General features: G+C 38.7%; 12 protein-coding genes. 8 read left to right on the top strand and 4 right to left on the bottom strand.

The window, feature by feature from the left end; all coding sequences use genetic code 11:
• Positions 1–324: 324 nt before the first annotated feature.
• The 5 genes from MHB84_RS31355 (at position 325) to MHB84_RS08245 (ending at position 7,521) form a co-directional block, all read left to right on the top strand.
• Positions 325–501, top strand: a complete 177-nt coding sequence (locus MHB84_RS31355) for an SEFIR domain-containing protein (RefSeq protein ID WP_083678992.1) — start codon at positions 325–327, stop codon at positions 499–501.
• Positions 419–880: a hypothetical protein gene (locus MHB84_RS08260; RefSeq protein ID WP_445322124.1), complete on the top strand. Its 462-nt coding sequence runs from the start codon at positions 419–421 to the stop codon at positions 878–880. Before MHB84_RS31355 ends, MHB84_RS08260 begins: the two co-directional genes overlap by 83 nt.
• Before the next feature lie 319 nt (positions 881–1,199).
• A complete protein-coding gene (locus tag MHB84_RS08255) occupies positions 1,200–3,170 on the top strand; it encodes a type I restriction-modification system subunit M (protein ID WP_076290359.1) in 1,971 nt (656 codons plus the stop codon).
• Positions 3,167–4,501: a restriction endonuclease subunit S gene (locus MHB84_RS08250; protein ID WP_076290358.1), complete on the top strand. Its 1,335-nt coding sequence runs from the start codon at positions 3,167–3,169 to the stop codon at positions 4,499–4,501. Before MHB84_RS08255 ends, MHB84_RS08250 begins: the two co-directional genes overlap by 4 nt.
• On the top strand, positions 4,498–7,521 hold the full coding sequence (locus MHB84_RS08245; RefSeq protein ID WP_076290357.1) for a type I restriction endonuclease subunit R: 3,024 nt from the start codon (positions 4,498–4,500) through the stop codon (positions 7,519–7,521). Before MHB84_RS08250 ends, MHB84_RS08245 begins: the two co-directional genes overlap by 4 nt.
• Before the next feature lie 613 nt (positions 7,522–8,134).
• On the opposite strand, the gene MHB84_RS08240 is transcribed toward MHB84_RS08245, so the two are convergent.
• On the bottom strand, positions 8,135–8,488 hold the full coding sequence (locus MHB84_RS08240) for a helix-turn-helix domain-containing protein (protein ID WP_076290356.1): 354 nt from the start codon (positions 8,486–8,488) through the stop codon (positions 8,135–8,137).
• Positions 8,489–8,633: 145 nt separating this feature from the next.
• On the opposite strand from MHB84_RS08240, the gene MHB84_RS08235 reads away from it, so the two are divergent.
• The 3 genes from MHB84_RS08235 to MHB84_RS08225 all read left to right on the top strand — a co-directional run bounded on the left by MHB84_RS08235 (position 8,634) and on the right by MHB84_RS08225 (position 9,993).
• Positions 8,634–9,149, top strand: a complete 516-nt coding sequence (locus MHB84_RS08235) for a HEPN domain-containing protein (protein ID WP_179087191.1) — start codon at positions 8,634–8,636, stop codon at positions 9,147–9,149.
• A gap of 187 nt (positions 9,150–9,336) precedes the next feature.
• Entirely contained in the window at positions 9,337–9,567 is a 231-nt protein-coding gene (locus MHB84_RS08230) for a hypothetical protein (RefSeq protein ID WP_341143024.1), read from the top strand.
• 99 nt (positions 9,568–9,666) lie between these two features.
• Positions 9,667–9,993 carry a nucleoside triphosphate pyrophosphohydrolase gene (locus tag MHB84_RS08225; RefSeq protein ID WP_076290355.1) on the top strand — a complete coding sequence of 109 codons (327 nt, stop codon included), beginning with the start codon at positions 9,667–9,669 and terminating at the stop codon, positions 9,991–9,993.
• A gap of 65 nt (positions 9,994–10,058) precedes the next feature.
• Here the strand turns inward: MHB84_RS08225 and MHB84_RS08220 are convergent, their stop codons facing one another.
• The 3 genes from MHB84_RS08220 to MHB84_RS08210 form a co-directional block, all read right to left on the bottom strand.
• Positions 10,059–10,730, bottom strand: a complete 672-nt coding sequence (locus MHB84_RS08220) for a metal-dependent hydrolase (RefSeq protein WP_076290354.1) — start codon at positions 10,728–10,730, stop codon at positions 10,059–10,061.
• Positions 10,731–10,798: 68 nt separating this feature from the next.
• Positions 10,799–11,566, bottom strand: coding sequence for a MerR family transcriptional regulator (locus tag MHB84_RS08215; protein ID WP_076290353.1), 768 nt, complete (start codon positions 11,564–11,566; stop codon positions 10,799–10,801).
• Positions 11,541–12,467, bottom strand: coding sequence for a DUF2268 domain-containing protein (locus MHB84_RS08210; protein WP_076290352.1), 927 nt, complete (start codon positions 12,465–12,467; stop codon positions 11,541–11,543). The genes MHB84_RS08215 and MHB84_RS08210 overlap by 26 nt, the downstream gene beginning before the upstream one ends.
• Between the last annotated feature and the right edge of the window lie 166 nt (positions 12,468–12,633).

Genomic DNA, 12,633 nt, shown 5'->3' with positions numbered 1-12,633 from the left:
AAAAGCAGTTTTTTCATTTTTTAAATTGAGGTTATTAAGTCTATTTTATATATGGAATGGGACACGAACAAAATATCTCATAGTTAATGTTTTTGTATAATTTATTTTCCATAATAAAATTGTGATTAAAAGCTGCATCAAAAGGGGTTTCAAAAAAACATTAAAATTTATTCCTTTTGTTGGATAAGCGAATCATATACCAGGGATGACTTTCACTCCCTTGCTGAATCAAATTTAAAAAATGTACGGGGTGACTAGAATCGAATGATTGTTCTATAATTAATTGACTAAAAATTATAAACTCTTAAAAGAAGGTGCACTGCATTGGACGATCAGAGACCAACCGCTTTTATAAGGTACAGCTGGGATGGAGAGGAGCATGAGGCGTGGGTTCATGCAATTGTTAATCGCTTGCGATCTGATGGCAGCGGAATTGAAGCCAGTTTTGATAAATTTGAGGTTTATCATAAAAACTGTAAACTTGAATCAAATGATGGTTAATGCAATAAAGAATAACGATTATGTGATTGTTGTTTTGACTGAAAATTATAGGAATCGAGCAGATAGTTTTCAAGAAGGAGTAGGTTTCGAAGCCGAGATTCTTTTGGGACAAAATCATATCGTTATGCGGCACAGCGGCGATTTCGATAACGTATTCCCTACGTACTTTCGTAACTATTATGCAATTGATTTTTCTGATGACAATCAATTTGAAAAAAGATTCGATGAACTTGTTCACCGGATTTATCGTCACAATTCATATAAAAAAGCTCCGCTTGGATCGATGACAGGTTTTTTAGCTGAAAATTTGCAACCATCATCTTTAATTGAAGAGCCGATACACCATCCGATCAAGAAATATATATTTAATTATTTATGAAAGCTTCATTTCGAGATTGTCGGGGTTAATCCCATCAATAATTCCACAAGATAGCGAAGGGGTTTTTGTATCGTCTGAACGACATAATACGGAACCAATTCGTTTTATCATTGTAAATAATGAGAAATTGTTGACTGGCTAGGCGAAGAGAAGATAGGTATCTTTTACTTCATACAGTAAAAAAGACATTACCTGATTTATAATTAAATAATTCTAAGAGATCAAATAAATCCTTGTATATTCCCCAAAATGTTGGAATTATGAAATAATACATTTAACTTTAAGTATAACCACTCAGAAAAGTAAGGGAGATACAACATTGAATTTTTCAGATAAAGTGAGTTTGATTTGGAACATTGCGGAGCTTTTGCGCGGTGATTATAAACAATCCGATTACGGTAAGGTAATTCTACCTTTTACGGTACTAAGACGTTTGGACTGCGCACTTGAAGATAGCAAAGAAAAGGTATTGGATACCTACAAAACTATGAACGAGCCACTATCCACGATCCAGAAGCGTATGCTTGAGCGAGCGTCTGGTTCCACATTTTATAATACTAGTCCCTTCACTCTACGTTCTATGCGAGATTTTCCGGGAATGCTTGCTGATAATATTAAGCAGTATATTCAAGGCTTTTCCGAAAACGCTCGTGAGATTATTCGATATTTTGACTTTGAAGCGCAAATTAACAAGCTTCAAGACGCCAATATTTTGTTCAACGTTCTTGAAGAGATGTTAAAAATAGATTTGCACCCAGATGTCGTTACAAATATCGAAATGGGCTATATCTTTGAAGAACTCATTCGCCGTTTCTCAGAGCAATCCAACGAAACTGCCGGGGAGCACTTTACACCTCGCGAAGTCATTCAGCTCATGGTTAATATTTTGTTTGATGCTGAAAAAACGGCTCTTACCGGTGCGAAGGTTGTACGTAAGATTTACGACCCAGCTTGCGGCACAGGTGGAATGCTTGCAGTGGCTTATGAATATCTTCGTAAATTCAATCCCACGATGAATGTTGAAGTGTTTGGACAAGAGCTTAACGGTGAATCATATGCGATTTGTAAATCGGACATGTTGCTCAAGGGACTCAATGTATCAAACATCAAATATGGCAACAGCTTTACTCAAGACGGACTCGAGAATGAAGAGTTTCATTACTTCCTCTCTAATCCACCGTTTGGTGTAGACTGGAAAAAGACCCAAAAGGATATTACAGAGGAACATAACAAAAAAGGATTCAACGGTCGTTTTGGGGCGGGTCTTCCACGCGTAAGTGATGGATCTCTTTTGTTCCTTCAACATATGATTTCCAAAATGAAGCCTGGTGAAGGTCGAATTGCCATAGTTTTAAATGGTAGTCCTCTCTTTACAGGTGGTGCCGGATCAGGTGAAAGCGAAATTCGCCGTTGGATCATTGAAAATGACCTGCTCGAAGCGATTATTGCACTACCGACGGATCTTTTTTATAACACGGGGATATCGACATATATTTGGGTGCTCAGCAACCATAAACCAGCTAATCGCCTAGGCAAAGTTCAACTGATAAATGCAGTTGATTTCTATCAAAAGATGCGTAAAAGCCTTGGCAGCAAGCGAAATGAACTCGGACAAGAGCATATTGATGATATCTTGAATTTATATAGCTATTTTGAGGAAAGTGAGCACAGCAAAGTTTTCGATAATGAGGACTTCGGTTATCGCCGGATCACCATCGAGCGCCCGCTACGTTTGAATTTCCAGACCACGTCCGAAAGAATTGGAAAATTAAATGATCAAAACGCTTTTACTAAACTTTCTGCAGCAGAGCAAGAAGCGATAAAAGATGTGATTACCGGTATTCCGTCTGATTCTGTATATATGAATCGCGATGAATTTGAAAAAGTGCTAAAGAAGCAAATTAAACAAGCTGGAATTCCAATGAAAGCTCCAGTTTATAAAGCAATCATAGCCGCTTTAGCCGAGCGAGATGAAAATGCTGAAATTTGCTATGACGCCAAAGGTAATAAAGAAGCGGATACTGAACTGCGCGATTTCGAAAATGTACCGCTCAAACAAAGCATCTACGATTACTTCGATGCCGAAGTTCATCCACATGTGGAAGATGCTTGGATCAATATAGAAGTCCGAGATGATCGGGATGGTCTGGTAGGAAAAGTCGGATATGAAATACCTTTTACTCGCCATTTTTATAAGTATCAAGAGTTGCGCTCTTCGAAAGCAATAAATGCTGAAATACAAGTACTGGAGGGCGAAATCCTTGAATTGCTTAAGGGGGTAACATCTTGAATGTTAAGAGAACAAAATCAGTGAAGGAAGTGTATTTAAAAGAGATTTCAAATTCTTGGTCAATAGTTTCAACTAAATACGTTTACAAAATTCAGCTTGGTAAAATGCTTCAAAATGAAGCAAACAGTGACGAGGATGTTCAAATTAGTTATTTCAAAGCCGCTGATGTTCAATGGGAAAATGTTAACACTGATAATCTCCCTGTTATGTGGGCATCCATGAAAGATCTTAATAAATTTTCAGTATTTAATGGTGATTTGCTCGTTTGTGAAGGCGGTGAGGTTGGCAGAGCTGGTATGGTTTACAACCTAGAGAAAGATTGTATAATACAAAATGCTCTTCATCGTGTACGCTCAACTAATAAAGCAGAAGTGAAGTATTTGATGTACATGTTACGCCATATAGCAGCAACATCATGGATGGATGTACTTTGTAATAAAGCCACCATTGCCCACTTTACAAGTGAAAAGTTTGGTGATCTAAGAATACCTTTGCCGTCAGTTGAAGAGCAGAAAATGATTATCCAGTTATTAGATAATCAAACAACTAAGATAGATACTTTAATTTCAAAAAAACAGAAGCTCATCGAGCTTTTACAAGAAAAACGTCAAGCGATTATTTACGAAGCCGTCACGAAAGGTCTCGATCCAAAGGTCTCGAAGAAAGATTCGGGAATCGAATGGCTTGGCAATGTGCCAGCACATTGGAAGCTTCAAAAATTTAAAAATATTGTTTCGATGGTTGGTGGCGGAACTCCTTCTAAAGATAACCTTGAATATTGGAACGGCGAAATACCGTGGGTTTCTCCAAAGGATATGAAAGTCGATTATATTGATTCCAGCGAAGATCGTATAACCCATCTAGGATTAATGAATAGCTCAACAACTTTGATTGATAAACCGTCGGTCTTAATGGTTGTACGATCTGGAATACTTAAACATACTTTACCGGTTGCTGTGAATATCGTACCAGTTTCTCTAAACCAAGATATGAAAGCTTTAGTTCCGAAAAAAATTATTGACGTCACTTTTTTATTTTGGATGCTAAAAGGTATTGGTTCGTACATTCTATTTTCCTGCACGAAGATTGGCGCAACTGTTGATAGCATTGAAACTGAAGATTTAAATAAATTGATGATCCCAGTTCCTCCGATTAAAGAACAGCTGGTCATTATAGAAAAAATTAAGGCTAAAGCTGAAAAAATTGATTTATTAGTAAATAAAATAAAGGAGCAAATTGAAAAACTTAAAGAATACCGTCAATCGCTCATAAGCGAAGCTGTTACCGGCAAGATAAATGTCCGCAACTATGGAGAGGAGATACAAGAATGACCATCGATTATCGTGAAATCGTATTTGAATCAGCTATCGAATATTCCCTTCTTCGCCAAGGTTTCCTAAAAGGGTTCCCTGGCGAGTTCGATGCTAAACTTGGTTTATTCCGCTCACGACTCATTTCATTTTTACAAGAAACGCAGCCTAAACATTGGGCTGCGCTTCAAACCATTTATGGGGCGTCTGTCGAAAATAGCGTGATTCAGTCTATCACGCGAGCTATTCAAACTCATCCTAAGGGACTTATTGGATTCCTTCGCGATAGTGCACAAGGAAAATACAAAGATCGTGGAATAGAGCTACGTATGTTTTTCATGAAGCCAGATAACGATTTCAATCCTGACGCAGTATCAAATTACGAAAAAAATCGACTTTCCGTGACGCGTCAAGTCCACTATAGTATAAAAAATAATAACTCCCTTGATGTGGTCATCGATTTAAATGGATTTCCACTCATCACAATGGAGCTAAAAAATCCATTAACAGATCAAACCTTTGAACATGCAATCCTTCAATATAAAAAGGATCGGGATCCGGCTGAGCCTATTTTCAAGTTTAATGAACGTTCCCTCGTACATTTCGCGCTTGATCCAGATGAAATACATATGACCACAGAGCTTAAAAAAGAAAAGACGTACTTCTTACCCTTTAATAAAGGTGATGGTTTTGGTAAAGGTAACCCCATTCATGAATCAGGTTACAAGACGACCTACCTCTGGGAAGAAATTCTTGCAAAAGATAGTCTTTTTGATATCTTGCAGCGGTTTATAGAACTTAAAATAGAAGAAAACAAAAAAGATAAAAAAAAGAAAAAGAAACAGCTTATTTTTCCACGCTATCATCAGCTTGATGCTGTTCGAAAAATCGCGGATCACGTATTTATCAACGGGGCAGGAAATCGTTATTTGATTCAACATTCCGCAGGTAGCGGAAAAAGTAACACCATTGCATGGACAGCCCACCGACTGGCTTCGCTCGCGGATCGAACTGGAAAAGCGATCTTTAATACAGTGGTTGTGATAACAGACCGCATTGTACTGGATTCGCAAATCCAAGATACCATTCGCCAGTTTGATTCTACACCTGGTTTTGTTGCTTATATCCATAAAGGCTCGCAGCAACTCGCAGATGCACTTAGTCGTGGTGCCAAAGTAATCGTAACTACTCTTCAAAAGTTTCCGTTTGTGATGGGAAAATTGAATGAAATGCCCAAAGGATCTAAATATGCGATTATCATGGACGAGGCTCATAGCTCACAAACCGGTATGACTTCGACCAAAATGAAAGATATGCTTACGTACAAGTCACTTGAAGAAGCCGAAAGCGTGGACGAGCGTGGCGAAGATCTTCTTGATGTAGATGATCAAATCGCCGAAGTGCTTGCTGCCTATGAGAGACGTCAAAACTTGAGTCTTTTCGCTTTTACGGCAACACCGAAGAAGAAAACGATGCAAACATTTGGTAGTAAAGACGAAGATGGTGAATATCACGCATTCCATCTTTATTCCATGCGTCAAGCAATTGAAGAAGGATTTATTCACGATGTCCTCAAACACTATACGACGTATGATACGTACTTTAAAATTACTAAATCGGCAATCGACGATCCCGAAGTGGATTCAAAAAAAACAAAACGAGCTATTGCCCGTTTTGTCTCCCTTCATCCGACCAATTTATCACAGAAAGCCGAAATCATTATTGAACATTTCCGTACGTTCACGAAAGATAAAATTGGCGGACAAGCCAAAGCGATGGTTGTTACATCTTCTAGGCTTCATGCGAAGCGTTATATGGACGCATTTAAAGTATATCTGTCTCAAAAAGCATATACTGACCTCCGTGTGCTCGTCGCTTTCTCCGGAAATGTTGAAGATCAAGAAATGGATGAAGTCGTCACGGAAGCTGGCATGAATGGTTTCCCAGACACGCAAACCGCCGAAGTATTTGAAGAAGATGAGTTCAAAATTATGATTGTAGCGGATAAATATCAAACGGGATTTGACCAACCACTGCTACATACGATGTACGTCGATAAAAAGTTAACAGGTATCAAAGCCGTTCAAACACTGTCACGTCTTAATCGAACGCACCCAGAGAAAAGTGATACATTTGTACTGGACTTTGTTAATGATCGTGAAACGATTCAGAAGGCGTTTCAACCGTATTATGAGCAGACTACGATCGACGAAGAAACGGATCCAAATTTGCTTTACGAATACCGAAGACAACTTGATGAAACGCGTGTATATGAGGAAAACGAGGTTCATGCACTCTGTGACGTATTCTTTCAACCTAAAATGAAGCAATCTGCGACGGATCAAGCCAAGATCTATAAAATACTGCAGACGCCGGAAAAACGGTTCAGGGCGCTCTCACAGGACCAGCAAGAAGATGTAAAGTCCATGATGAAGAAATTCGTATCGATGTACTTATTTCTCTCACAGATGGTGGAGTACGAAGAAGATATGAAACGCTATTTTACATTCATTCGTTTGCTTTATAAAAAAATAAGTGATCCAATGGGACAAACAGGTTGGGATTTTGACGGTGACCTTGTTGAACTTGAGTACTACCGTATCAAAAAAATTGAAGAAGCACACATTGAGCTTGAAAAGGGAGCTGACGCACCTCTTACAGGAGGCTCAGGTGTCGGTGGTAAAAAGAAAGAGGACTACAAATACTTATCTGAAATCGTCAGACAGATCAATGATCTTTTTGGTACGGAGCTCGATGGCGAAATTATAAGTGGACAACTCTATGAAGTGGCTGAAAAGTTCGTAAGCACACCTGGTATGGAAGAACAGGTAATTAACAATTCATACGAAGATTTCAAATATCCATTTGAAAATCAGTTTATTGATGGTATCGTCGATTCATTCGAAGAGCAACGAGAACAACTTGAAAATGAGAATGATCAGCTTAATAAACTGGTTCAATTTGTGTCCTCAAGTGATGAAGGTTGTAAAATGATCAGTGATGCTGTTGGGAAAATTGTATATAACTTGCTTAAAAAGTGATATTGAAAGACGCATTTGATCATAAATGCGTCTTTTTCGTAGTGATATTCGTTTCAGAAAGGTAGAAGTGGCTATAGTTGTCTGATCTTATGATAAAAATTGGTACGATGTACAGCAAAAAGATCGGAATATTTTTTGCTTGTATCACTTTTTTTTCTATATTAGGAAATTTTTAAAATTTTATATTTATCATTCGCTGAGTTGATTAATTCCAACGATTTTGTTGTAAACCACGCAAATAATAATGATGTCTCGAAAATGTTTTTATAATACATTAAATCTTTTTATTATTACTTTTTGTTTGCATTTTGCTGTCCCAATTCATTCAATGGGATTTTATAGTATCCTCATTTAAAAGTATTATAATTTTTACATTATACAAAAAATAAACTTGTTGAATTAACATTATTTGCAGTTATAGAGGGTCAGGTATCAAATGCCCTTGAACTTGGACTATAAATAGTAAAGAAAATATAAATAAGGCAGTTGAGAATTCTCTATAATTTTACCTTTATAAATAGTTTTCTGTTTTTTCATTTACAGTGTTGATGTGGAGAAATTGCCTCTCAATAAAAAAGCGAAACATATGTTAGATACATTGCTTTTTATGTTGTTAGTCTCCGTTGGATTCGCTTAGTAACTCTCTTATAATATTTCTGGATAAACGAATTTTATTTGGAGAGGTTTCTCTCAACATATCCACTATCTCTTGAATCATTATATCTGTCTCAGTAAACTCAATTTCATCACTTACATAAGCAAAAAGTTGAGAGACATTGACCTCCAACGCCTCTGCTATTTTACCAAGATTAATTAAAGAAACATTCTTTTCTCCGCGTTCAACTTGTCCAATGTATGTAAAATGGAACCCGCCTTTTTCTCCAAGTGCCTCCTGGGATAGTCCTTTCTCTTTCCTTAAAACCTTGATTCGAGCGCCGACTAAATTTAAAATTTCTCTGTCTTCCACTTTATGCACCCCCTCTATGTAAAAGTGTAGACAAGATTTTGGGGGCTAAACATGACTATTTGAATCGTATAAATTCAATAAAATTATATCTTTAAGTATGTATATTGCTGTATAATACTGGTATTAACTCTTTGGAGGGATGACAATGGCAAGAAATTGGTCCATAACCGAAGCACATTGTAATCACCAAGTAGATTTTACTCCACGTTTGCAAGACCATGATAGCTCCACACAACCTAGATCCAAACAAACTCCTGCTTACCACATGCTACATACTACAATATTGGACTATCACCAACATGCTAAGTATCATCTCAAACTTGCCACCATCATGCGTAATCACAATCAGTACAAAGCCTCCCTCATTCTCTGCGATTGGGCTCTTGCCTCCATGATCAAGGCGCTATATATCTATAAGTATCACTCAGTACATCCACCCAAGGAACTCACCATGAACGAAATCTTGCCTTTAGTGCATACGGACACTGAACCCGGATTGGATATCGCTTTGTTCATCGGCACGATACAACATATTTCTTCCCTAGCAGATTACCCGAACGACCAGCCAATAGAACTGGACAACATCGAAAAGCTTCTTCAACGAACAGAAGAGATATTGGATGAGTTAGCCACTCGAATGAAGGATGATTCATCAGAGTAAGATATTTTTTTAATTGATCATTTCGGTTAAATGTTTGATTTATCTGTGTTACGCTTACAAGATGATATCATCCAAATAAAGGATATATGTTGCAGAGAATACAAAGGATTTTCTTTGCTTTGCATCGGGAAAGTAGGTGTACATCTTGAAAAGAGTAATTGCTATCGCGTTTTTTATATTATCTATAATGGAATTGGTTACTCTAATCCTAATTGGTAAAAGCATGATTACTGGGTATATGGAACCTAGTACGTTTAGCGGGATAATTTCATTCCCACTAGGCGCTACGTACCTCTCGATCTGGATGTTCTTTTCACGGCAAGAGTTTACCGGAGGACGAGTCGCGGCACAGATCAGTTTTACAGCGGCATTGTTGACGGCGTGCCCGTTGGTGTGTTTGTTGATTATTTTCTATTAAATCAACTCATCCCTCCCCATAGCAAATGGTATAATGGCAAAAAGGGAGATTCTGGCGCGAGGCTTGAAGGCTCTCACAGCAGAAAGGATGTTATACCACATGCCTACATACAACAAATTGGTACGGGACAAGATTCCGCATATTATCACATCCAGTGGTAAGGAATGCCGCACACGCATTCTCGACCCGGAGGAGTATAAGCAAGAACTAAGAACAAAGCTGCAAGAAGAGTCGGAGGAGTACGTGAGTGCAGCAAGCGATCAGGAGGCATTGGAAGAACTAGCTGACATGCTGGAGGTCATCCGGGCGCTGGCAGAGGTGCATGGTGCGAATGCGGCACAGCTAGACAAGCTGCGGGCAGACAAAGCCGAGGCGCGCGGTGGATTCCAGGAACGGGTGTATCTGATCGATGTCGACGAAGCTTAACGTTAAACTCATTACAGATAACTTGGCAGACGAACTGATTGCCCGGATGCAGCATGCATCCGGGATTATTTTGTCACTGTGAAACAGCTTCCCTTGCCGGAAATAATAGTGAGTTCATCAATTCTTACATAATAGTTCCAGTGAAATGGGGTGTTATCTGGATAGACGATAATATATTGAGGATCATTATAGGAATAACTTTGTTGCAAAGAATAACTTATTATTGCATTAGAGATTCCCAAGCTTACAACAAATGAAGCCGCTAGTACTAATAGAACTGTTGCAAGTGGTTTAACCTTTTTATAAATGAATGTGATTGCAGTGGCAATGGCTAACAAAGCAGAAATGATGAGTTCATTATTTGATCCCAAGATCGCGAAATTCTGTTCTTGGTTCGTAAAAGGATAGAACAAATTAATTCCATTACCAAGAAAGTCTATAAGAAGATGCCCGATGAATAATGTGGCCATCGTACTTATCCATGCCCAGAAGAACCGAACGTTTAAGGTTTTATAGATGATCCAGCCATATGCAGCTCCAATTAAGGGAACCGTAGCAAGAGAATGTAACAATATATCACCAAAGTACTTAGTGATGTCAGGAGTGATAGCAATAATAGATCCCAAAAAAATAGTAATTATATAGTCTTTAGTAAGAGATAACCGCTTATTTAGAAAAAGTAATAGAATTGTTCCGCCCGTAATCAAGTGTATAGCCATATGAAGAAACATTTGCATCAAGTTACCTCCTGAGCCTAGTTCATACATTTAGTTCTTTTAGTGATGAATTCTCACTTCACATAAAATCACTTTTCCCCACCCTCCACAAAAACCATAATCGCTTGATACAAAAACTTCAAAAATTCCTCATCACCCAACTGATCAAAATAACCCGCATAGCGACGATCCGTCGTATAGGCTTCTGCAATACATCTCAAAATCTCAGCATCACAACTCATAAACTGCTCCAGACAATTCTTCCATTCTCCCACTAACACTTGCACCTCACCAGAAGCAGGGGACAGATCCTGGTGCTTCGCCAATTCCCGAAATACCTGCTCCATGTTGACCGAGAACTGCTGGTAAGCTTGTTCTTGCTCTTCCGCAGATAGCTGGCTCACATTGACTTCGAATTCCTGATATTTCTCGGTATCTCCGTAGATGAACTTCGCCTCGGATTCATATTGCTCTTGAATGGACAGGATGGAAGAGTCATCAAATAGATTAAGATGAGAGATATCCGTTCCATCCACATACTCGCCCAACTGGTCGATGATGGTTTCGAGCTTTTGTTTGCGTTGAACGAGTGTACTGCGATGCTCTCTTAGGATATCTTTCTGTTCGTCTTTGGAAAGTTGCATCATGGCTGCTATGTCTTTCAAGGAGAAATTCATTTCTTTGAACAACAGAATAATCTGCAGATTCCCTAGGGCCTCTTGATCGTAATACCGATATCCGTTGTCCTCGACTTTGCTCGGTTTTAAGAGATCCGTTTTATCGTAATAATGTAATGCGCGTTTGGTGATGCCTGTGATCTGAATAATATCTTTAACGGTGAAATAGGGTGTCTTCATTCCAAAAGTCCTTTGTTTCAGCAAGGATAACACTTGCCGGAGTAATAGTTGCTTCGGTGATCGGTGTACCTGTTTTGTTCAGATAATATTGGATTAAGTGATAACCGCAGGCATAGCCAGCCGCATAGGGCATACCTACGGGCGTGAAGTTTTGAATGATGGCAAGTTTATCGCCGTATAGATACGGATTGATCTGGTCAAAACCGGTGACATGCAGCTGATCTTTCATTTTTGGTTTAATTAAGGTATTCAAAGTCTCCATATCCGTTTTGGCTACCCAGGGGCCTAGCAACTCTTCTCCATACAGGGATGTCGCAAAGCTCTCGGCCAGCCCCTCACTAACAACCATTTCTCCAAGCGTAATCTGTGGATTCCACTGGATAAATTGATATCTCACATTATGATTGCATTCATGGGCTAACACGGATTGCATACGAGGTAGAGTATATCTACTCGGAATCAGGTTCGCAATAATATAACCCGGGATTCCACCATCTCCACTGATGCCTTTGTTCATGGTGAGTGAAGGACTGTTCTTATCGCCTAATAAAATCGTGTATAGATATTCGGAGACCGACAGTTCAATCCCTTGATCTGTAAAGGTGGATAGACTTGTACGAACAGCTTCATGACACTGTTGCCAAAATGCTTCAGACGAAATCGCTTCTAACGATTCGTTAATCTCAGGTGTGATATTTGCGGGAGCGATATTCATAAAATTATTCATCATGATCACGTCGAAGCCGTAAGGCTCTTGAGATCGAAACGGGATCTGTTGAATGTTCCATTTGTTCATGAATGGACTCATCATGTGCTCGCGGTATAACTCCAATTTGTCATCAGGTGCAGCCTTGATGATTTCTTTATAGATTTTATCTGAGCGTAACGCGGTAATCTTCATCATTAATCTCTCCTTTAGGTGAACTTGAGCCCATTATCAAGTATGACCTTACGTAACAGTCAAGGAGGAAGTTGCTAAATAGTTTATTTACTAATTGTTACAATTTTGGTTCAATTCCTTTGAACTTTGAGACAGAACTGAAACCCCCACCAAAGATCCTTATTAT

The organism is Paenibacillus sp. FSL F4-0087 (assembly GCF_038020215.1).
GTDB lineage: Bacteria > Bacillota > Bacilli > Paenibacillales > Paenibacillaceae > Paenibacillus > Paenibacillus taichungensis.
This window is presented reverse-complemented; position numbering and strand designations above follow the sequence as displayed.

Bases quoted from the DNA above. Each gene is read 5' to 3' on its own strand.
- MHB84_RS08235 (WP_179087191.1), top strand. From the start codon at position 8,634: ATGGCAAGAAATTGGTCCATAACCGAAGCACATTGTAATCACCAAGTA.
- MHB84_RS08210 (WP_076290352.1), bottom strand. From the start codon at position 12,467: ATGAAGATTACCGCGTTACGCTCAGATAAAATCTATAAAGAAATCATC.
- MHB84_RS08220 (WP_076290354.1), bottom strand. From the start codon at position 10,730: ATGCAAATGTTTCTTCATATGGCTATACACTTGATTACGGGCGGAACA.
- MHB84_RS08245 (WP_076290357.1), top strand. From the start codon at position 4,498: ATGACCATCGATTATCGTGAAATCGTATTTGAATCAGCTATCGAATAT.
- MHB84_RS08225 (WP_076290355.1), top strand. From the start codon at position 9,667: ATGCCTACATACAACAAATTGGTACGGGACAAGATTCCGCATATTATC.
- MHB84_RS08215 (WP_076290353.1), bottom strand. From the start codon at position 11,566: ATGAAGACACCCTATTTCACCGTTAAAGATATTATTCAGATCACAGGC.
- MHB84_RS08230 (WP_341143024.1), top strand. From the start codon at position 9,337: ATGGAATTGGTTACTCTAATCCTAATTGGTAAAAGCATGATTACTGGG.